This is a genomic window from Rhodoferax ferrireducens (genome assembly GCF_031458075.1).
GTDB lineage: Bacteria > Pseudomonadota > Gammaproteobacteria > Burkholderiales > Burkholderiaceae_C > Rhodoferax_B > Rhodoferax_B ferrireducens_A.
On record NZ_JAVDXT010000002.1, the window covers coordinates 735,540 to 755,781 of the forward strand.

The 20,242-nt window shown below is 63.5% G+C and carries 18 protein-coding genes; 12 read left to right on the plus strand and 6 right to left on the minus strand.

Annotated elements, in window-relative coordinates; genetic code table 11:
* The 5 genes from J2X19_RS12445 to J2X19_RS12465 form a co-directional block, all read right to left on the minus strand.
* Positions 1-978 carry a Bug family tripartite tricarboxylate transporter substrate binding protein gene (locus tag J2X19_RS12445; RefSeq protein ID WP_310373491.1) on the minus strand — a complete coding sequence of 326 codons (978 nt, stop codon included), beginning with the start codon at positions 976-978 and terminating at the stop codon, positions 1-3.
* A 1,283-nt stretch (positions 979-2,261) separates the two neighbouring features.
* The gene (locus J2X19_RS12450) at positions 2,262-3,005 is read right to left on the minus strand and encodes an amino acid ABC transporter ATP-binding protein (protein ID WP_310373493.1); all 744 of its coding nucleotides are present in this window, start codon (positions 3,003-3,005) and stop codon (positions 2,262-2,264) included.
* Positions 3,002-3,697, minus strand: a complete 696-nt coding sequence (locus tag J2X19_RS12455) for an amino acid ABC transporter permease (RefSeq protein ID WP_310373494.1) — start codon at positions 3,695-3,697, stop codon at positions 3,002-3,004. Before J2X19_RS12455 ends, J2X19_RS12450 begins: the two co-directional genes overlap by 4 nt.
* A 12-nt stretch (positions 3,698-3,709) precedes the next feature.
* Positions 3,710-4,405: an amino acid ABC transporter permease gene (locus J2X19_RS12460; protein WP_310373496.1), complete on the minus strand. Its 696-nt coding sequence runs from the start codon at positions 4,403-4,405 to the stop codon at positions 3,710-3,712.
* 66 nt (positions 4,406-4,471) lie between these two features.
* Positions 4,472-5,299 (minus strand): ABC transporter substrate-binding protein, encoded by an 828-nt coding sequence (locus tag J2X19_RS12465; RefSeq protein WP_207776212.1) that lies wholly within the window; start codon positions 5,297-5,299, stop codon positions 4,472-4,474.
* A gap of 227 nt (positions 5,300-5,526) precedes the next feature.
* On the opposite strand from J2X19_RS12465, the gene cysK reads away from it, so the two are divergent.
* From cysK to gfa, 3 genes are all read left to right on the plus strand, one after another.
* Positions 5,527-6,501: a cysteine synthase A gene (gene cysK, locus J2X19_RS12470; protein ID WP_310373499.1), complete on the plus strand. Its 975-nt coding sequence runs from the start codon at positions 5,527-5,529 to the stop codon at positions 6,499-6,501.
* Positions 6,502-6,791: 290 nt separating this feature from the next.
* Positions 6,792-7,910, plus strand: coding sequence for an S-(hydroxymethyl)glutathione dehydrogenase/class III alcohol dehydrogenase (locus J2X19_RS12475; protein WP_092756767.1), 1,119 nt, complete (start codon positions 6,792-6,794; stop codon positions 7,908-7,910).
* A 175-nt stretch (positions 7,911-8,085) separates the two neighbouring features.
* Entirely contained in the window at positions 8,086-8,655 is a 570-nt protein-coding gene (gene gfa, locus J2X19_RS12480) for an S-(hydroxymethyl)glutathione synthase (protein WP_310373501.1), read from the plus strand.
* Positions 8,656-8,661: 6 nt separating this feature from the next.
* On the opposite strand, the gene J2X19_RS12485 is transcribed toward gfa, so the two are convergent.
* Entirely contained in the window at positions 8,662-9,660 is a 999-nt protein-coding gene (locus J2X19_RS12485; protein ID WP_310373503.1) for a GlxA family transcriptional regulator, read from the minus strand.
* Between the two features lie 144 nt (positions 9,661-9,804).
* Here J2X19_RS12485 and J2X19_RS12490 point away from each other — a divergent pair, with 144 nt between their 5' ends.
* From J2X19_RS12490 to odhB, 9 genes are all read left to right on the plus strand, one after another.
* Positions 9,805-10,278: a rhodanese-like domain-containing protein gene (locus J2X19_RS12490; RefSeq protein WP_116606137.1), complete on the plus strand. Its 474-nt coding sequence runs from the start codon at positions 9,805-9,807 to the stop codon at positions 10,276-10,278.
* Entirely contained in the window at positions 10,278-11,204 is a 927-nt protein-coding gene (gene epsC / locus J2X19_RS12495; RefSeq protein WP_116606138.1) for a serine O-acetyltransferase EpsC, read from the plus strand. The genes J2X19_RS12490 and epsC overlap by 1 nt, the downstream gene beginning before the upstream one ends.
* Positions 11,201-11,470, plus strand: a complete 270-nt coding sequence (locus J2X19_RS12500) for a helix-turn-helix domain-containing protein (protein ID WP_092755801.1) — start codon at positions 11,201-11,203, stop codon at positions 11,468-11,470. The genes epsC and J2X19_RS12500 overlap by 4 nt, the downstream gene beginning before the upstream one ends.
* 79 nt (positions 11,471-11,549) lie before the next feature.
* Positions 11,550-12,470, plus strand: coding sequence for a family 2A encapsulin nanocompartment shell protein (locus J2X19_RS12505; RefSeq protein WP_092755799.1), 921 nt, complete (start codon positions 11,550-11,552; stop codon positions 12,468-12,470).
* 15 nt (positions 12,471-12,485) lie between these two features.
* Positions 12,486-14,375 carry a family 2A encapsulin nanocompartment cargo protein cysteine desulfurase gene (locus J2X19_RS12510; RefSeq protein ID WP_310373511.1) on the plus strand — a complete coding sequence of 630 codons (1,890 nt, stop codon included), beginning with the start codon at positions 12,486-12,488 and terminating at the stop codon, positions 14,373-14,375.
* Positions 14,376-14,540: 165 nt separating this feature from the next.
* Complete coding sequence (locus tag J2X19_RS12515) at positions 14,541-15,107, plus strand: RBBP9/YdeN family alpha/beta hydrolase (protein ID WP_310373512.1); 567 nt, start codon at positions 14,541-14,543, stop codon at positions 15,105-15,107.
* 29 nt (positions 15,108-15,136) lie between these two features.
* A complete protein-coding gene (locus tag J2X19_RS12520) occupies positions 15,137-15,739 on the plus strand; it encodes an isochorismatase family protein (protein WP_116606143.1) in 603 nt (200 codons plus the stop codon).
* 271 nt (positions 15,740-16,010) lie between these two features.
* Positions 16,011-18,881, plus strand: coding sequence for a 2-oxoglutarate dehydrogenase E1 component (locus J2X19_RS12525; protein WP_116606144.1), 2,871 nt, complete (start codon positions 16,011-16,013; stop codon positions 18,879-18,881).
* Between the two features lie 72 nt (positions 18,882-18,953).
* Entirely contained in the window at positions 18,954-20,219 is a 1,266-nt protein-coding gene (gene odhB, locus J2X19_RS12530) for a 2-oxoglutarate dehydrogenase complex dihydrolipoyllysine-residue succinyltransferase (protein ID WP_310373515.1), read from the plus strand.
* Positions 20,220-20,242 lie beyond the last annotated feature (23 nt).

Here is a 20,242-nt window from a genome sequence, read left to right on the forward strand (position 1 = left end):
TTACTCCGCGTGGATGCCGGCTGCCTTGACCAGGGCAGCGTATTTGCGGGACTCATTGCCCACCAGGGTCTGGAAGCGTACTTGCGGGTAGCCGGTGACTCTTATGCCTTGCGCGGCCAGTTCGCTGCGCAGCGCGGGGTCGGCCAGCACGCGCCCGGCTTCGGCGCTGATGTTGTCGACCACTGCGGCGGGCGTGCCCACCGGCGCAAACAGGCCGAACCATGTGCCGGCGCGGAAGCCCGCGTAGCTTTCGGCCACCGTGGGCACGGCGGGCAGCAGGGGCAGGCGGCTCTCGCCACCGCTGGCTAGTGCCACCAGGCGGCCGGACTGGATGTGCGCCAGGGCCGGGCCGACGGCGATGAACATCACGTCCACCTGGCCGGCAATCACGTCCGACATGCCCAGGGGCCCGCCGCGGTAGGGGATGTGCGTCAGGTACACCCCGGCCGCCTGCTTGAACAGCTCGGCCGCGAAATGCTGCGGGCTGCCATTGCCCGCCGAGGCGTAGTTGTACTTGCCGGGCCGGGCCTTGGCGGCCTGCACGAAGTCCTGCAGCGTCTTGAACCCGAGCTTGGGGTTGGCCACCAGCACAAAGTCGGTTTCGCCCAGCGAGACCACGGGCAGCAGGTCGCGCTTGGGGTCGTAGGGCAGGGGAACGGACAGATTGGGCAGGATGGTGATCGGACCGTCCGCACCCAGCAGCAGGGTATGGCCGTCAGCCGTGGCCTTGGCCACTGCATCGGCGGCCACGATGCCGCCCGCACCGGCCCGGTTTTCCACCAGCACCGGCTGCTTCCACACGGTGGCCAGGCGCTGGCCGACCTGCCGGGCGATGGAGTCGGCCGAGCTACCCGCCGTGTTGGGCACCAGCAGGTGCACGGCTTTGGCAGGGTAGGCCGGGTCGGCATGGGCGCCCAGCAGCGCTCCTGCGCTCGCCAACAGGCAGGCAAAACGGGTAAGGACAAGAGGCAGGCGCATGCAGGGCAATCGAAAAAAGAGGGTTTTCGATTGTGGAAAGCCGCCGCCCAAAGGCCAACGAATAAGCTTGCAGATGCTTGCTCGGAAAACGCATAAGGGCGGGTTTGGGGTCCACCCGTCCGACTGGTGAAGCTGAGATGCTTTATGCGAGAAAATGACCTCCGGCGCTTATTGGTTATGCGTGAGGCGCTATGAAAAATGAAGTTTATTTGGACAAGTGCTGGCGGCTGATGAAGGATGCTTCAATATTGCGCCTGCGCCGAGGTCGTCGATTCCCGTGCCGCCCAAGGCCGCAGTCGGCCAGTGCAAGTCTTCTGAATGTCGGCTTTGGGTAGATGCAAAGGGCTGCGTTGGGCCCAAAGGCGACAGTGGAAATAGCTCTCCAAAGCGGTCTGCGAGGCGCTACCCAGCGTTCCCGCGCTCATAACCTTGCCCTCTGAGCGCCCCGATTTCACCTTTTCAAGCTATAGTTTTCCCAGCGCAAGCCTGCCGGGTTTCACGGGATTTTTATACCTGGATGTTTGTACAGCAAGGTCGTTAAAAACATAGGCTGCAAGCCACTCTCAGGAGGAATCCGTGTCCAGAATATCCCGCACCGCCCAGCTTATCCCGCAGGTTCGTTAGGCCCTAGCCGATGATCGACCTATCTCCCCTCGTCCCCTGGCCGTTCGTTATCGCTGGCTTCGGCCTGAGTCTCGTCGTCGGTCACCGCATGCGCGGACCGAAGGCCTTCGGGGGCATCGTCGCGGCGGGCATACTCGCATTCGTATCAGGAGTTCTGCTCACGTTTGCTACTGTCGTGGCACAGACGGCATGCGTCGAGAGTCTTCACTTGTGCAAATCACATGGTGAGGAGAATCTGTCGTATTCATTCCATTCGTTCTTCGCTATCCCGGTGTTCTGGATCGCTATGTCAATGTTCGGGAGCAGCGACGACGTTTCCTCAGTTGATGGCATTCCTTATGACAACGCAGTGGTCTCCGCTTTGGCCCAGTTCCGGAAGCAAGCTTCGGTACGAGAGTTGTGCCCAGGCTGTGGCTCACTTGTTTCGGTCGAGCGCCTCAGCCAATCGAGCGCAGAGGGAGCGACCGCGCTGCGTACACATTGCAAATGCGGAAAGTGCTCAGGAGAATTTGAGCTGTCCGGGAACAGTGCCTAACCCTTCCTTCAAGCGGACCTGCCTACGGCAGGCCGCTTAAGTCAAACGTTGAGCGTCCGCTTTCTCAAACAGTCCCTGACTGGTATTGGCCGTATTCCGCCGTACTGACTCGACCAACGCAGGCCTACCCCGCCACCGCAAATGGCATGCGGATATCGGCCAGAAACTGCTGCGCGCGCGGATGCTGGGGCTGGGCAAAGAACTCCTGCGGCGTGGCGCGCTCAAGCACCCGGCCCTGGTCCATGAACAGCACGCGGTCGGCCACCTCGCGGGCAAAGCCCATTTCGTGGGTTACGCAGACCATGGTCATGCCGTCCTTGGCCAGGGCGCGCATCACCTGCAGCACCTCGCCGACCATCTCCGGATCCAGCGCGCTGGTGGGTTCGTCGAACAGCATCAGCGGCGGCTGCATCGCCAGGGCCCGGGCAATCGCCACCCGCTGCTGCTGGCCGCCCGACAACTCGGATGGATAGGCATGGGCCTTGTGCGCCAGGCCGACGCGGTCCAGCAGCGACAGCGCTTCCTCATGCGCCACCGCGGGCCGCAGGCCGCGCAGCCGCAGCGGGGCCAGGGTGCAGTTCTGCAGCGCCGTCAGATGCGGGAACAGGTTGAACTGCTGGAACACAAAGCCGATGCCGGAGCGGAAGGCGTTCACGTCCAGGCCCTTGCGGTGGATGTCCTGGCCGTCGATCTGGATCTGGCCGGATTGGATGGCCTCCAGCCGGTTCAGGGTGCGGATCAGGGTGGACTTGCCCGAGCCCGACGGCCCGCAGACCACCACCACCTCGCCACGGCCTATGCTTTCGCTGACATCGACCAGCGCGTGGTAGGCGCCGTACCATTTGTTGACCTGGTCCAGGTGGATCATGCGGATACTTTCAAAGGACGTGCCTGGCTGCGCTGCTCCAGCCAGAAGGCCAGGCGCGACAAACCGAAACACAAAACAAAATAGCTGAACGCCAGCAGCGCGTAGACCTCGGTGCTGCGGGTGAACACCTGGGTGTTGATCTGCGCGGCGATGAACGACACCTCGGTCAGGCCGATGATGTAGCCGAGCGAGGTGGCCTTGATGGTGGCAATGAACTGGTTGACCAGCGAAGGCAGCATGTGGCGCAGGCCCTGGGGCAGCACCACCAGGCGCATCGTCGCCAGGTAGCTGAAGCCCAGCGAGCGCGCGCTTTCCACCTGGCCCTTGGGAATGCCCAAGATGCCGGCGCGCACGATCTCGGCCAGGTAGACGCTGTCGAACACCACCAGCGCCATCAGCATGGTGCTGAACTGGTCGGTCTTGTGGCCGGTAAGGCTGGGCAGGAAGAAGTAGGCCCAGAAGATCACCATCAGCAGCGGCACGCCGCGCAGCACGAAGACGAAGACCGTGGCCGGCCAGTAGACCCAGCGGTACGGGCTGACCCGGGCCAGGCCCAGCAGCAGGCCTAGCGGCAAGGCCAGCACCAGCGCCAGCCCGGCCAGCAGCACGGTCAGTGCCAGCCCGCCCAACGCCCCGTTCGGGTACTGCCCGACCAGAAAATAGACCCAGTAGGTCTGGATAAGCTCCAACATCGAATGCCTGCCTTAGAGAGTGCGCACGGGGTAGCGCTGGTGGTACCAGGCGCCGGCCCCGGTGATGGCCAGCGACACCAGCAGGTAGGCGCTGGTGGCGAAGGCAAAGGCTTCCGCGCTGCGGAAGCTGGCCGACTCGACCTTGGCCGCCTGGTACATCAGCTCGGCCACGCCGATCACGGTGGCCACGCTGGTGTCCTTCCACAGGTTCAGGGTTTGCGACAGCAGTGGCGGCACGGTGATGCGCAAGGCCTGGGGCAGCACCACCAGGCGCATGGTGGCCAGAAAGCCGAAACCGAGTGCACGGCTCGCCTCGGTCTGCACCGTGGGGATCGCGCGGATACCGCTGCGTATGTCTTCGGCCATATAGGCCGCGGTGTACAGCGTCAGCGCTACCACCGCGCTGATGGCTTCGATATTGCCGGCGTACAGCCATTGCTTGACCGGCTCGGGCAGCAGCTCGGGTGCACCGAAATACCAGAACAGCAGGTGCGCGAGCAGCGGCACATTGCGTATCACTTCCACATACAGCCAGCCCAGGCTACGCAGCAATTTCAACGGCGACAGGCGCAGCAAGGCGATCAGCGCCCCCAGCGGCAGCGCCAGCACCAGGGTGGTGCCGGCCAGTTGCAGCGACAAGGCCAGGCCGCTGAGCAACCAGTCGTGGTACTGGCCGGTCAGCAGCAGGTTCAGATCAAAATTCAACATGGGCAAAAAGCAAAAAAAGAATCCGCACCACCCGTTAAGGTGGTGCGGACAAACACGAAGCCGCTGTTAAATCTGGTCGCTGTCGATCTTGAAGCTGCGTTTTTCGAACTGCAGCTTGGTTTCAGGCCCATACCATTTGACGAACAGCTTGTTGGCGTCGCCCGAGCTTTCCAGGTCGCGCAGCACGCCGTCGACCAGGGTCTTCAGGCCTTTTTCGCCTTTCTTCAGGCCCAGAGCCAGCGGCTCTACGCTGATGTTTTGCGGCAGGATGGCGTAGTCCTTCTTGGCGGCGCCGAGCTTGGCGTGGTCGTTGATCAGCGAGGCTTCGTCGTTCACATAGCCCACGCCCTTGCCCTGCTGCAGCGCCAGGAAGGCCTGTTGCGTGGTCTCAAAAGTTACCACGTCGACATTCGGCACGGCCTTGCGGATGTTCGGCTCTTGCGTGCCGCCCTTGACGGTCAGCACCTTCTTGCCGCCCAGCTGGGGCAGATCGGTGATGCCGCTGCTGGTCTTGACCAGCACCTTCTGGCCGGTGACGAAGGTGGTCAGCGAGAAGTCGATCTGGGCTTCGCGCTCCTTGTTGTGGGTCAACGATGCGGCCAGGATGTCGACCCGGCCTTGCTGCAGCTCGGGGATGCGCGCGGCCACGGCCAGCTGCTTGAACACCGGCTTCACACCCAGCTTCTTGGCGATGGCATTGCCAATATCCACCTCGTAGCCCACGATCTCGCGGGTCTTGGGGTCGACAAAGCTGTTGGGCTCGTCGGTGCCGAGCACGCCGATGACGATCTCGCCTTTCTTCTTGATGTCGTCCAGCTGGTCGGCCAAGGCGGCCTGGGCAAACATGGAGGTGGCCAGCACTGCGGCCAAAAGAACGGAGGGGCGGAACTGCATTGTGAGAGCTACCTGTAAGTGATGAGGAGCCCGAATGTAGAGAGACACATCGCCGTCGTGAACGAAGCATTTGGGATATGCAAGCTGGAAAACCGCATAACCAGCTCGTGTAGAGAGCCAAAAACGTTCTTAGACAGATTGCTTGTTTGCAGCTGATTTTTAATTCGTTCGCCGGACTCGGCTTCCGCCCTAGAGTGGCCGCTTTTAGCTCAGCAGAAAGCCGCACCATGTCTTCGATTTACGCCGACAACTCCTTGTCGATTGGCCGCACCCCGCTGGTCCGCCTGAACCGCATCACCCATGGGGCCAAGGCCACGGTGCTGGCCAAGATCGAGGGCCGCAACCCGGCGTATTCGGTGAAATGCCGCATCGGCGCCGCGCTGATCTGGGACGCAGAAAAGCGTGGTCTGCTGGGGGCGGGCAAGGAAATCGTCGAACCGACCAGCGGCAATACCGGCATCGCGCTGGCCTTCGTGGCTGCAGCCAAAGGCATACCCATCACCCTGACCATGCCCGAGACCATGAGCATCGAGCGACGCAAGATCCTGCTGGCCTACGGCGCCACCCTGGTGTTGACTGAGGGCGCCAAGGGCATGAAGGGCGCGATCGCCAAGGCCGAGGAAATCGCGGCCAGCGACCCCAAGTACGTGCTGCTGCAGCAGTTCAAGAACCCGGCCAATCCGGCGATCCACGCCACCACCACCGGGCCGGAAATCTGGCAGGACACCGATGGCAAGATCGACATCCTGGTGTCCGGCGTGGGCACGGGCGGCACCATCACCGGTGTGTCGCGCTACATCAAGCAGATCCAGGGCAAGGCCATCATCTCGGTGGCGGTGGAGCCCACGGCCAGCCCAGTGCTGACGCAGAAGCGCGCGGGCGAAGAGCTGAAGCCCGCGCCGCACAAGATCCAGGGCATAGGCGCGGGCTTCGTGCCCGATGTGCTGGATTTGTCGCTGGTCGACGCGATCGAGCAGGTCAGCAACGAGGAGGCGCTGGACTACGCGCGCCGCCTGGCCCGCGACGAAGGCATTTTGGCCGGCATCTCCTGCGGCGCCGCGGTGGCCGCCGCGGTGCGCTGGGCGAACAAGCTGGAGAGCGAGGGCAAGACCATCGTGGTGATCCTGCCGGATTCGGGTGAGCGTTACCTGAGCTCGGCGCTGTTTGAGGGCGTGTTTGACAGCGCCGGCCTGGCTGCTTAGCCCCGCGGTAATTCTTTGTAAGAAATAGGCCTCTAGCGCTTATTCTCTGTGCGCAGACAGCTATTGAATAAATAGCAAATACCGTTTGTGCGGCAAGCTCCGCACAAACGCTGCCACCCTGTGGCCAGGGGTTCAATTCGGCCAACTTGCGCCCCAGGACGGCCATTCAATCTAGGGAGCGCCCTGTTGCCACGGGGTGCAGCGCGATGCAGCATTACATTCGCGGCCATGGCAGCAGCTTGCCAGACCCGAACCCTGCAGAACCCTGCACACCGCGAGAGAACCCGAACATGAAAACCAAAGCCGCAGTCGCCTGGAAAGCCGGCACCCCCCTGACCATAGAAACCGTGGACCTGGAAGGCCCCAAGTTCGGCGAAGTGCTGGTCGAGATCAAAGCCACCGGCATCTGCCACACCGACTACTACACCCTCAGTGGCGCCGACCCTGAAGGCATCTTCCCCGCCATCCTCGGCCATGAAGGCGCCGGCATTGTGGTCGATGTCGGCCCCGGCGTGACGACATTGCAGAAGGGCGACCACGTCATCCCCCTGTACACCCCCGAATGCCGGCAGTGCAAGTTCTGCCTGAGCCGCAAGACCAACCTGTGCCAGCTGATCCGTGGCACCCAGGGCAAGGGCCTCATGCCCGACGCCACCAGCCGCTTCAGCCTGGGCGGCCAGCCCATCTTCCACTACATGGGCACCAGCACCTTCAGCAACTACACCGTGGCGCCGGAAATCAGCCTGGCCAAGATCCGCAAGGACGCCCCGTTCGACAAGGTCTGCTACATCGGCTGCGGCGTCACCACCGGCATCGGCGCCGTGCTGTTCACCGCCAAGGTCGAAGCCGGCGCCAATGTGGTGGTCTTCGGACTCGGTGGCATCGGCCTGAACGTGATCCAGGGCGCCAAGATGGTGGGTGCCGACAAGATCATCGGCGTCGACCTGAACCCGGCCCGTGAAGCCATGGCCCGCAGCTTCGGCATGACCCACTTTTTGAACCCCAAGGACATCGAAGCCGCTGGCGGCAACATCGTCGACGCGATTGTCCAGCTGACCGACGGCGGTGCCGACTACAGCTTCGAGTGCATAGGCAACACCAAGGTCATGCGCCAGGCCCTGGAATGCACCCACAAGGGCTGGGGTCGCAGCATCATCATCGGTGTGGCCGAGGCCGGTGCCGAGATCAGCACCCGTCCGTTCCAGCTGGTCACCGGCCGCAAATGGGAAGGCTCGGCCTTCGGCGGCGCCAGAGGCCGTACCGACGTGCCCAAGATCGTGGACTGGTACATGGAGGGCAAGATCAGCATCGACCCGCTGATCACCCACACCATGCCGCTGGAGGACATCAACAAGGGCTTTGATTTGATGAAACGCGGTGAATCTATCAGAGGTGTGGTGCTGTTTTAACGATCTTCCTGGTTTAGCCTGTCTGCCCCAGAGATACCGCGGAACCGGCTTAGCCGGGCCGCTGGTATCGCCCCCTGCAAGGGGGTTGGCGGAAGACGCGTAGCGCTGCAGCCTGGGGGTGTTCTTTTTTGCAAACGGTGCGCGGCCGTTCCGCGTGGACCTTCAGGAGACAAAAATGACTCTTTCTGCATTGCATCCGGCCATAGGCCAGGGCAAGAAGCCGGGCGCGCCGGGTTTCAGCGGCGGCACGCTGACCTGCCATTGCAGCCACGACCCGGTGGTGGTGAAGGTGGATGCGCAAGTGGCGCACAACCACGCCTGCGGCTGCAGCAAGTGCTGGAAGCCGGCCCATGCGCTGTTTTCCATTGTCGGCGTGGTTTCGCGCGACAAGGTGCATGTGACCTCGCGTCCCGAGAAATTGCAGGTTGTCGACCCCAGTGCCACGATCCAGCGCCACGCCTGCAAGGCCTGCGGCGTGCACATGTTTGGCCGGATTGAGAACAAAGACCATGGGTTCTACGGCCTGGACTTCATCCACACCGAGCTGTCCAGCGACACCGGCTGGGCCGGGCCGGAGTTCGCGGCCTTTGTTTCGTCCATCATCGAAACCGGCACGCCACCCGAGCAGATGGCCGGCATACGCCAGGAGCTGCGCGAGGCTGGGCTCGAGCCCTATGACTGCTTGTCGCCCACGCTGATGGACGTTCTGGCCACCCAGGTCGCCAAGCTGCGCAAAGCGGCCTGATCCAAATTAAGGCCGCGCGCCGCCGAAGCGTTCACGGTAGGCCTGCGGGCCGACGCCCAGGCGCTTCATAAACAGCTTGCGCAGCGATTGCTCGGACGCAAAGCCTATGCGCCCGGCAATCGACTTCAGTGGCAGGTCGCCTTCTTCCAGCAGGCGGCGGCCGGCTTCGAGCCGGGCCGATTCGATGAACTGCAGCGGGCTGCTGCCCACCTCTTTGGCAAACACCCGGCGGAAGTTGCGCTCGCTCATGGCCGCGCGGCCGGCCAGCACCGACACGTCCAGCGGCAGCGACAGATTCGACAGCAGCCATTCCTGGGTTGCACGGATGCCAGGGTGGCTGGTGTTCTGGCTGTTCAGGTGCATGCTGAACTGCGACTGGCCGCCGGGCCGCTTCAAATACACCACCAGGTCGCGCGCCACCTGCAGCGCCAGGCCGCGGCCATGGTCGTCTTCCACCAGGGCCAGCGCCAGGTCGATGCCCGCCGTGACCCCGGCCGAGGTCCAGAGCCGGCCCGAGCGCAGGTAGATGGCATCGGCTTGCACCTGCACCGCCGGGAACTTCTCTTTCAGCAAGGCGGCCACGCTCCAGTGGGTGGTGGCGGTCAGGCCGTCCAGCACGCCGGCCGCGGCCAGGAAGAAGCTGCCCGAGCACAAGGCCACCAGCCGCTCGATGCGCGGTGCCACGGCAGCCGCCCAGTCGACGATGGCGGTGTTTGCGGTCAGGGCGGTTTCGATCTGCCGGGCGCCGACGATGATGGCCGTGTGCGGTAGCTCGTCGGTGCGCAAGGCTGCGGCGGCTTGCAGCTGCATGTGGGTGTCCGACGCCACCGGGCCGGCCGCGACGGAGACGATGTGCAGCTGGTAGCCGGGCGGCCGGCCTTGCTGGGTCAGATGCAGGTTGGCGTACTCGAACACGCTCATCGCGCCTATGGCCTCGATGGCTTTGAAGCCGGGGTAAACCACCACGTCGACCCGGCGGGTGTCTTGGTTGCTGAGCTTGTGCATGCCGCATTGTCCTTCGGGCGCTAAAGATGTTTCCGTTGTTAAGAACTGATTTTTAAGTAGTTTGCGATAGAGCGTGATGCTCCTAAAGTGGCTTCCAACCAATCCCGCACGCTGGTGTGCCGGGTCCAAGCCACAGGAGTTGCCATGCCTACCGCCACCGCTGAACTGATCAGCCTGCCCCCTGAACTGGAGTCTGCCCGCGCGGTCGCTCTGTCCACCAATTTGCCCTATGCGGGCGGTGTCAGCCCTGCAGCGGCATGGCGTTTGTTTGAAGCGGGTGCCGCCCAGTTGGTTGACGTGCGGACCTTTGAAGAACGCAAGTTTGTCGGTCACGTGCCGGGCAGCGCCCATGTGGCCTGGGCTACCGGCACCAGCCTGACGCGCAATCCGCGCTTTGTGCGCGAGCTGGAGGCCAAGGTGGGCAGCAAGGACGCAACCGTCTTGCTGTTGTGCCGCAGCGGCAAGCGCTCGGCGCAGGCGGCCGAGGCCGCCGCCAAGGCCGGTTTTACCCGTGTCTTCAATGTGCTGGAAGGCTTTGAGGGCGAGATCGACGGTCAGCAGCACCGCGGTGCTGCCGACGGCTGGCGTTTCCACAGCCTGCCCTGGGTGCAGGACTGATGGCCGCGCCGGTATTTGACGTGGGCCACGTGGTCCAGGCCCTGCACGGCGTGCGCAGCGAATGGCGGGCTGCCCAAGGGCGCTCCACCGAGCCCGGCGGGCGCGAGTTCCCGTCGCGCAACGCGCTGGCCGGGATTGTCGAGTCGCTGAAAGGCGTGCTGTTTCCGATGCGCCTGGGGCCGGTGGACCTGCGCCAGGAGAGCGAAGACTTTTACGTAGGCTATACGCTGGACGCGGCCCTGCATGGCCTGCTGGCCCAGGTGCGGCTGGAGCTGCGCCTGGTCGACGACGTGCCCGCCGGCACCCAGCCGACCCAGGTGGTGCAGCAGTTTGCCCAGGCCTTGCCCGGCATCCGCCGCCTGCTCGACAGCGATGTGCTGGCCGCCTTCCACGGCGACCCGGCGGCGCGCAGCGTGGACGAGGTATTGCTTTGCTATCCCGGCATCCTGGCCATGGTGCACCACCGGCTGGCGCACCAGCTGTACCGGCAAGGTCTGCCGTTGCTGGCACGCATCGTCGCCGAGCTGGCGCACAGCGCAACCGGCATCGACATCCACCCCGGCGCCACCATAGGCGCGGGCTTCTTCATCGACCACGGCACCGGCGTGGTGATCGGCGAGACCACCTTGATCGGCGAACGGGTGCGGCTGTACCAGAACGTCACCCTGGGCGCCAAGCGCTTCACCACCGATGCCCAGGGTCACCTGGAAAAAGGCCAGCCGCGCCATCCCATCGTGGAAGACGATGTGGTGATCTATGCAGGCGCCACTGTGCTTGGCCGGGTGCGGCTGGGGCAGGGCGCGACTATAGGCGGCAATGTCTGGCTCACGCAGGACGTGGCGCCTGGCGCCCATGTGACCCAGGCCAGCTCGCGCCAAGAGCCGCGCGCAGCCAGCCCGGCGCTGCCTGAGCATGCGCTTGCATGACGGCGCTGGTAGAGAGCCTGGGCCTGGTGGTGCGCCAGCTGCGCGAAGCCCGCGGCTGGTCGCAGGAGCAGCTGGCCGAACATTCGGACCTGAACCGCTCGTATGTGGGCGAGATCGAGCGCGGCCGCACCATTGCCTCCATCGTCACGGTGGAAAAGCTGGCCCGCGCGCTCGGCATATCGCTGCCGGTGCTGCTGGCCGATTGCGAACACATTGCCCAGCGCCGCCAGGCGCAGCACATCCGATTGGCGGCTATAGCATGTTGAAAGATGCCTGTAGGCATCTGACACTGCGGGCCGTTGTGATTCTTTCTTCTTTCCTTTTTTCTCATCAACGGAGTTCTTCTTGACCCAAATCACCACCCTCGGCGATAGCGCCGCACGCCAGCTTGCCAATGCGACCAAGACCGTTCCCCAACTGGAAACCATCTCGCCGCGCTGGCTGACCCATTTGCTGCAGTGGACGCCGGTGGAAGCCGGCATCTACCGCCTGAACAAGGTGAAGAACCCCGAATCCATCAAGGTCACCTGCACCGCCCGCCAGTCGGAAAACCAGCTGCCGCGCACCTTTGTGGACTACGAAGATCAGCCGCGCGAATACTTCCTGAACGCCGTCAGCACCATCCTCGACGTGCACACCCGCATCTCCGACCTGTACAGCAGCCCGCATGACCAGATCAAGGAGCAGCTGCGCCTGACCATCGAAACTATCAAGGAAAACCAGGAAAGCGAACTGATCAACAACCCCGACTACGGCTTGTTGTCCCAGGTGACGGACGAGCAGCGCATCTTCCCGCTGACCGGCGCGCCGACGCCCGACGACCTGGACGAGCTGCTGACCAAGGTCTGGAAAGAGCCAGCCTTCTTCCTGGCCCACCCTCTGGCCATCGCCGCCTTTGGCCGCGAAGCCACGCGCCGCGGCACGCCGCCGCCTACCGTCAGCCTGTTCGGTTCGCAATTCATCACCTGGCGCGGCATTCCGCTGATCCCTAGCAACAAGGTGCCGGTGGCCGATGGCAAGAGCAAGATTTTGCTGCTGCGCGTGGGCGACAAGCGCCAGGGCGTGGTCGGCCTGTTCCAGCCCGGCCTGCCAGGCGAGCAGGCTCCCGGCCTGTCGGTGCGCTTCATGGGCATCAATGACCAGGCGATTGCTTCCTACCTGATCTCGCTGTACTGCTCGCTGGCGGTGTTGACCACCGACGCGCTGGCCGTGCTGGACGATGTGGAAATCGGCAAGTACCACGACTATCCGGACACCTACAAGTAAAGCGGTACTGTCCCTATGACTACCGTTGTTCCACAACCCACGTTGCCGGCGGGCTTGCCCGATCCGGCCACGCTGGCTCGCATGGCGACTGCGCTGTTCTCGGCCCTGCCGGGTGAGTCGGCTGCCGTGCCTGGCGTGCAAGCGCCGGGCAATATTGCGCCGCCGGGTTCGCCGCTGGCCAGCCCGGCCGGCTTCGGCCCCAGCGTGCCGGGCACGCCGATTCCCATCGGGCAGGTGCCCGGCAGCAACCTGATCCCGGCATCGCCCACCTCGGTACTGAGCCTGGCCAACCGGGCTCCGGCCTTGCAACCGCACGCCCAGGCCAGCAATGGCCTGCCGGACCGCGTGGTCAGCGAGCTGCCGGCCTACGAGCCGCGTAGTGGCGGTGCCGTGCAGGGCGTGCCGGAAAGCGCGTCGCCGTTCTACTTCCTGAACCCGGGTGCCGGCCATCCAGCGCCCTCGGCGCCGCAGGCCGGTGGCTCCAGTCTGGACGACCTGAGCCGTTTGCCGTTCGTGCCGCCCAGCGACGCAGCACGGCCAGCCGCTTTGCCCACGCCACCGGTGCCGCAGACCACGCCCGCGTTCTACTTTGTCGATGCGGTGACCTTGCCGAATGGCTATGTCACCCCCGCCAAAGCGGGTCGTGACGACGTGCCTGCGTATGCAGGTTCGGCCCATCCGGCCTTCGACGTGCATGCCGTGCGCCGCGACTTCCCTATCCTGCAGGAGCGGGTCAACGGCAAGCAGCTGGTGTGGTTCGACAACGCCGCCACCACGCACAAGCCGCAGTCGGTGATCGACCGCATCGCCTACTTCTACGAGCACGAGAACTCCAACATCCACCGCGCCGCCCATGAACTGGCCGCCCGCGCTACCGACGCCTACGAAGGCGCGCGGGAGCGGGTGAAGAAGTTCATCAACGCGCCGGATGTGAACGAGGTGATCTTCGTGCGCGGCACCACCGAGGCCATCAACCTGGTGGCCAAGAGCTGGGGCGGCCAGCATGTGGGCGAGGGCGACGAGATCATCGTGTCGAACCTGGAACACCACGCCAACATCGTGCCCTGGCAGCAGCTGGCTGCCGCCAAGGGCGCCAAGCTGCGCGTAATCCCGGTGGACGACAAAGGCCAGGTGCTGCTGGACGAATACCGCAAGCTGCTGAATGACCGGACCAAGATCGTCGCCGTGACCCAGGTGTCGAACGCACTCGGTACCGTGGTGCCGGTGAAGGAAATCGTCGAACTGGCACACCGTGCCGGCGCCAAGGCACTGGTCGATGGCGCGCAGTCGATCTCGCACATGCGGGTCGACGTGCAGGACATCGGCGCCGACTTCTTCGTGTTCTCCGGCCACAAGGTGTTCGGCCCGACCGGCATCGGCGTGGTCTGGGGCAAGCGCGAAGTGCTGGAAGACATGCCACCCTGGCAGGGCGGCGGCAACATGATTGCCGACGTGACCTTCGAGAAAACCGTGTTCCAGCCGATCCCGAACAAGTTCGAGGCCGGCACTGGCAATATCGCCGACGCGGTGGGCCTGGGCGCGGCCATCGACTACGTGAACAAGGTGGGCATTGAAAACATTGCCCGCTACGAGCACGAGTTGCTGGTCTACGGCATGCAGCAGCTGGGTGCGATCCCCGGCGTGCGTCTCATCGGTACCGCAGCCGACAAAGCCAGTGTGATGTCCTTTACCCTGGCCGGCTACAGCACCGAAGAGGTCGGCAAGGCCTTGAACGAGGAGGGCATTGCGGTGCGCACCGGCCACCACTGCGCCCAGCCGATCTTGCGGCGCATGGGTGTGGAGACCACGGTGCGGCCGTCACTGGCCTTCTACAACACCTTTGCCGAGATCGACCTATTGGTCACGGTGGTGAAACGCCTGGCATCTGCCCGCCGCAACGGTTGATGCTATTGAATTGAGAGCTGCCAGCGCAGATTCCACCTGCGCTGGCAGCTCTTTTTTTATGCGCGCTGGGCGCGCGGCTTAGATCATTTGCTTGTTAGCAAATGCGCATAAACAAACTGCCATTCAGTCGTTTGAATTTGCCTTGCATCTGCTGACAATCCGGGCATGACGCAAGCACGCATACTCATCGTTCCCGGCTGGCGCAATTCCGGTCCCGGCCATTGGCAGAGCCTGTGGGCCGAGCGCTTTGCCGGGGTGGAGCGGGTCGACCAGGACGACTGGATCACGCCTTCGCGCAGTGCCTGGGTTGCCTCCATCAGCCAGGCCATCCTGGCCCAGCCCGGGCCGGTGGTGGTGGTAGCGCACAGCCTGGGCTGTATCGCCACCACGCATCTGCCGGACGAAGCCGTGCAGCGCATCCAGGGTGCCTTGCTGGTGGCGCCGGCCGATCCCGAGCGCCGGGCTATCCTCAGCGATTTCGCGCCCGTGCCCTATGCCAAGCTGCCGTACCGCAGTGTGCTGGTGGCCAGCAGCAACGACCCGTATTGCCCGGTACGCCTGGCCGGTGCCTATGCGCGCGCCTGGGGCAGCGAGCTGGTGCGCATGCAGGATGCGGGGCATATCAATATTGCCTCCGGTCACGGCGACTGGCCGCTGGGCCTGGCTTTGCTGCAATCCCTGACGGGTGCGCCTTTGTCAACCAAGTGGGAGGAGGCGGCAACTGCGGTTTAATCTGGGGCTGCTTTGCCCTTAGGAAACCCATGTTGCTCGACGCCTCCGAATCCCAGCTGGTGCTGGTCGATTACCAAGCCCGCCTTCTCCCCGCCATCCACGACCACGCCGCCGTCGTTGCCAACGCCTTGCGCCTGGCACAGGCCGCCGACTTGCTGGACGTTCCGGTCTGGGGCACCGAACAAAACCCCTCCAAACTCGGCCAGAACCCGCCCGAACTGCGGGCCCTGTGCCGCAACACGCTGAGCAAGATGCATTTCAGCGGTGTTGAAGAAGGCCTGGGCGAATGGCTGCGGCCGCCGGCCAAGCCGGTGCAAGGCAATGCCCGCAGTCTGCCCAAGCACCTGCAAAAGCCACAAAATGCCGAACCCGAGCGCGGCACCATCGTGATCGCCGGGCTGGAAGCCCACATCTGCCTGCTGCAGACTGCGCTGGACCTGCTGGAAGACGAGTTCGACGTCTGGGTGGTGACCGATGCCTGCAGCTCGCGCACCGAGCGCAACCGCGACGCCGCCTTCGACCGCCTGGCCGGCGCTGGCGCCGAACTGGTGACCACCGAGATGGTTTTGTTCGAATGGCTGCGCACAGCAGAGCACGCCGACTTCAAAACGGTGCAGGCCTTGGTAAAGTAATGTTTCTCCTGCACCACATAAAAATTTAAACAAAAACAGCTGCTGGCGCATATCTATATTGCGCTTGTAGCTATAGAAATGGGAGCGTATGCATGTTCCTCGCTGGTAACTTGCCGTCGCCCGCCCCATATTGGGTAGATAATCCTGCCCGTACTAGGCCCTTCCTGCCACAGTCGCATCCGCCAATCGGTCCAGCCGTGTCGCGGAAGGTTAATTAAACCCAGCTTTAACCAGCTAATGTTTCCTGCAGGGAAACGGAGGTCAGCGGAATATGAGTGATCCAGTGTCTTCGGTGTACCAAGCCTACCAAGGCAACACCTACCTCTTCGGTGGCAACGCCCCCTATGTTGAAGAGCTCTACGAAAACTACCTGAGCAATCCTGGCAGCGTGCCCGACAACTGGCGCGACTACTTTGACGCGCTGCAGAATGTGCCCGCCGTGGACGGCAGCAATGCCAAAGACGTGCCGCATCTGCCGGTGGTCAATGCGTTTGCCGAACGCGCCAAGCAAGGCCAGACCAAGGTGGTCGTCGCCAGCGCCGACTCCGAAATGGGCCGCAAGCGCACCGCGGTGCAGCAGCTGATTGCCGCCTACCGCAACGTCGGCGTGCGTTGGGCCGATCTGGACCCGCTGAAGCGCACCGAGCGCGAAAACATCCCTGAACTCGACCCTTCCTTCTACGGCTTCACCGATGCCGACCAGGAAACCGTGTTCAACACCAGCAACACCTTCTTCGGCAAAGACACCATGTCTTTGCGTGACCTGATGAATGCGCTGCGTGAAACCTACTGCGGCACCATCGGTGCCGAGTACATGTACACCAGCGACCAGACCAAGAAGCGTTGGTGGCAGCAAAAGCTGGAAAGCATCCGCAGCAAGCCGAATTTCTCCAAAGAGAAGAAGCTGCACATCCTGGACCGCGTGACCGCAGCCGAAGGCCTGGAGCGCTTCCTGCACACCAAGTTCGTCGGCCAGAAGCGCTTCTCGCTGGAAGGCGGCGAATCCTTCATCGCTTCGATGGACGAGCTGATCCAGGCTGGCGGCGCCAAGGGCCTGCAAGAAATCGTGATCGGCATGGCCCACCGCGGCCGTCTGAACGTGCTGGTGAACTCGCTGGGCAAGGTGCCTGCCGATCTGTTCGCCGAGTTCGACCACACGGCGCCTGAAGACCTGCCATCGGGCGACGTGAAATACCACCAGGGCTTCAGCTCGGATGTGTCCACCCCTGGCGGCCCGGTGCATCTGACGCTGGCCTTCAACCCCTCGCACCTGGAAATCGTGAACCCCGTGGTCGAAGGTTCGGTGCGGTCGCGCATGGACCGCCGCGGCGACCCGCTGGGCAAGCAAGTGCTGCCAGTGCTGGTGCACGGCGACGCGGCCTTTGCCGGCCAAGGCGTGGTGATGGAAACCCTGGCGCTGGCCGAAACCCGTGGCTACTTCACGGGCGGCACGGTGCACATCGTGATCAACAACCAGATCGGCTTCACCACCAGCGACCCGCGCGACAGCCGCTCGACGCTGTACTGCTCGGACGTCGTCAAGATGATCGAAGCCCCGGTGTTGCACGTCAACGGTGACGATCCTGAAGCCGTGGTGCTGGCAACCCAAATCGCGCTGGACTACCGCATGGAGTTCCAACGCGACGTGGTGGTCGACATCATCTGCTTCCGCAAGCTCGGCCACAACGAACAAGATACACCGGCGCTGACCCAGCCGCTGATGTACAAGAAGATCGCCAAGCACCCCGGCACACGCAAGCTGTACGCCGACAAGCTGTCGGCCCAGGGCTTCGGCGAAACGCTGGGCGACGACATGGTCAAGGCCATGCGCGCCGCACTCGACGCCGGCAAGAACACCTTCAACCCCGTGCTGACCAACTTCAAGGGCAAGTACGCGGTGGATTGGTCGCCGTACCTGAACCGCAAGTGGACCGACGCCGGCGACACAGCCATTCCCCTGGTGGAGTGGAAGCGCCTGGCCGAGAAGATCACCACCATCCCCGCCAGCGTTACCCCTCACCAACTGGTGAAGAAGGTGTACGACGACCGCGCAGCGATGGGCCGTGGCGACATTCCGGTGGACTGGGGCATGGGCGAGCACATGGCGTTTGCCTCGCTGGTGGCCAGTGGCTACCCCGTGCGCCTGAGCGGTGAAGACTGCGGCCGCGGTACCTTCACCCACCGCCATGCGGTGATCCATGACCAGAACCGTGAAAAGTTCGACGAAGGCACCTACACCCCGTTGCAGAACGTGGCGGAAAACCAGGCTCCCTTCACCGTTATCGATTCCATCCTGTCGGAAGAAGCGGTGCTGGCGTTTGAATACGGCTATGCCTCGAACGACCCCAACACCTTCGTAATCTGGGAAGCCCAGTTCGGCGACTTCGCCAACGGCGCCCAGGTGGTGATCGACCAGTTCATCGCCTCCGGCGAAGTCAAGTGGGGCCGCGTCAACGGCATCACCTTGATGCTGCCGCACGGCTACGAAGGCCAAGGCCCCGAGCACAGCTCGGCGCGCCTGGAGCGCTTCATGCAACTGAGCGCCGACACCAATATGCAAGTGGTGCAGCCCACCACCGCCAGCCAGATCTTCCACTTGTTGCGCCGCCAGATGGTGCGCAACCTGCGCAAGCCACTGGTCATCATGACGCCCAAGTCCCTCTTGCGCGCCAAGGATGCAGCTTCTCCGCTGAGCGAATTCACCAAGGGCGGTTTCCAGACCGTGATTCCAGAGAGCAAGGAGCTCAAGGCCGACAAGGTCAAGCGCGTCATCGCCTGCTCGGGCAAGGTCTACTACGACCTGGCCAAGAAGCGCGAAGAAAAGGGCGCCGACGACGTGGCGATCCTGCGTGTGGAACAGCTCTATCCGTTCCCACACAAGGCGTTTGCCACCGAGCTCAAGAAGTACCCCAATGCTACCGAGGTCGTGTGGTGCCAGGACGAGCCGCAGAACCAGGGCGCCTGGTTCTTCGTGCAGCACTACCTGCATGAAAACATGGTCGAAGGCCAAAAGCTGGGCTACTCGGGCCGCGCGGCTTCGGCCTCGCCGGCAGCCGGCTATTCGCACCTGCACCAGGACCAGCAAAAGGCGCTGGTGGACGGCGCGTTTGGCAAGCTCAAGGGCTTTGTTCTGTCGAAATAAATAAGCAGTGCCGAGCCGCTGCGCGGGAGCGCGGCGGCCGCACCCCTCGTTGGAAGAATTGGAGAAAACTAAATGGCTATCGTAGAAGTGAAGGTTCCGCAACTGTCCGAGTCCGTCGAAGAAGCGACCATGTTGCAGTGGAAGAAAAAGGTGGGTGACGTGGTTGCGGTGGACGAAATCCTGATCGAGATCGAAACCGACAAAGTGGTGCTGGAAGTGCCCGCGCCTTCCGGCGGCGTGATCACCGAACTGCTGGTCGCCGATGGCGGCACCGTCAAAGCTGAGCAACTGATTGCCCGTATCGATACCGAAGGCAAGGCCGGGGCCGCTGCGCCTGTCGCCGGTTCGGTGGCTGCTGCTGCCGCAACCACCGCCGCTGCCGCCGCACCGGCTCCTGCGCCTGCTGCTGCCAGCAGCTCGATGGCTGGCGTGGCCATGCCTGCTGCTGCCAAGTTGATGGCCGACAACGCCCTGGCGGCTGGCTCCGTGGCCGGCACCGGCAAGGACGGCCGCGTCACCAAGGGTGATGTGCTGGCTGCCGTGGCCGCACCCAAGACTGCGCCTGCTGCCGTGATCCCGACCGGCGTGCCGACCAAGTCGCTGCCGCAAGTCGCCACCCTGGCTCCTGACCTGGGCGACCGCCCTGAGCAGCGCGTGCCCATGAGCCGCCTGCGTGCCCGCGTGGCCGAGCGTCTGCTGCAATCGCAGTCCACCAACGCCATCCTGACCACCTTCAACGAAATCAACATGGCCCCGGTCATGGACATGCGCAAGCGCATGCAAGAGCGTTTCGAGAAGGAACACGGCGTGAAGCTGGGCTTCATGAGCTTCTTCGTCAAGGCGGCAGTGCACGCCCTGAAGAAATTCCCCGTGCTGAACGCCAGCGTGGACGGCAACGACATCGTCTACCACGGCTACTTCGACATCGGTATCGCTGTGGGTTCGCCACGTGGCCTGGTGGTGCCGATTCTGCGCAACGCCGACCAGATGAGCTTTGCCGACATCGAGAAGAAGATCGCCGAATACGGCCAGAAGGCCCGTGACGGCAAGCTGGGCATCGAAGACATGACCGGCGGCACCTTCTCCATCTCGAACGGCGGTACCTTTGGCTCCATGCTGTCGACCCCCATCATCAACCCACCGCAATCGGCCATCCTGGGCATCCATGCCACCAAGGACCGCGCTGTGGTCGAAAACGGCCAGGTCGTGGTGCGCCCAATGAACTACTTCGCCATGAGCTATGACCACCGCATCATCGACGGCCGCGAAGCCGTGCTGGGCCTGGTCGCCATGAAGGAAGCGCTGGAAGATCCAGCCCGCTTGCTGTTCGATATCTAAGCCTCGCCTGCATCAAGTTGATT

Excerpts from the sequence above, each read along its gene's own strand:
- J2X19_RS12475 (WP_092756767.1), top strand. The coding sequence starts at position 6,792 with ATGAAAACCAAAGCCGCAGTCGCCTGGAAAGCCGGCACCCCCCTGACC.
- J2X19_RS12455 (WP_310373494.1), bottom strand. The coding sequence starts at position 3,697 with ATGTTGGAGCTTATCCAGACCTACTGGGTCTATTTTCTGGTCGGGCAG.
- J2X19_RS12465 (WP_207776212.1), bottom strand. The coding sequence starts at position 5,299 with ATGCAGTTCCGCCCCTCCGTTCTTTTGGCCGCAGTGCTGGCCACCTCC.
- J2X19_RS12485 (WP_310373503.1), bottom strand. The coding sequence starts at position 9,660 with ATGCACAAGCTCAGCAACCAAGACACCCGCCGGGTCGACGTGGTGGTT.
- gfa (WP_310373501.1), top strand. The coding sequence starts at position 8,086 with ATGACTCTTTCTGCATTGCATCCGGCCATAGGCCAGGGCAAGAAGCCG.
- J2X19_RS12510 (WP_310373511.1), top strand. The coding sequence starts at position 12,486 with ATGACTACCGTTGTTCCACAACCCACGTTGCCGGCGGGCTTGCCCGAT.
- J2X19_RS12450 (WP_310373493.1), bottom strand. The coding sequence starts at position 3,005 with ATGATCCACCTGGACCAGGTCAACAAATGGTACGGCGCCTACCACGCG.
- J2X19_RS12490 (WP_116606137.1), top strand. The coding sequence starts at position 9,805 with ATGCCTACCGCCACCGCTGAACTGATCAGCCTGCCCCCTGAACTGGAG.
- cysK (WP_310373499.1), top strand. The coding sequence starts at position 5,527 with ATGTCTTCGATTTACGCCGACAACTCCTTGTCGATTGGCCGCACCCCG.
- J2X19_RS12525 (WP_116606144.1), top strand. The coding sequence starts at position 16,011 with ATGAGTGATCCAGTGTCTTCGGTGTACCAAGCCTACCAAGGCAACACC.
- J2X19_RS12460 (WP_310373496.1), bottom strand. The coding sequence starts at position 4,405 with ATGTTGAATTTTGATCTGAACCTGCTGCTGACCGGCCAGTACCACGAC.
- J2X19_RS12515 (WP_310373512.1), top strand. The coding sequence starts at position 14,541 with ATGACGCAAGCACGCATACTCATCGTTCCCGGCTGGCGCAATTCCGGT.
- J2X19_RS12445 (WP_310373491.1), bottom strand. The coding sequence starts at position 978 with ATGCGCCTGCCTCTTGTCCTTACCCGTTTTGCCTGCCTGTTGGCGAGC.
- J2X19_RS12500 (WP_092755801.1), top strand. The coding sequence starts at position 11,201 with ATGACGGCGCTGGTAGAGAGCCTGGGCCTGGTGGTGCGCCAGCTGCGC.
- odhB (WP_310373515.1), top strand. The coding sequence starts at position 18,954 with ATGGCTATCGTAGAAGTGAAGGTTCCGCAACTGTCCGAGTCCGTCGAA.
- J2X19_RS12520 (WP_116606143.1), top strand. The coding sequence starts at position 15,137 with ATGTTGCTCGACGCCTCCGAATCCCAGCTGGTGCTGGTCGATTACCAA.
- epsC (WP_116606138.1), top strand. The coding sequence starts at position 10,278 with ATGGCCGCGCCGGTATTTGACGTGGGCCACGTGGTCCAGGCCCTGCAC.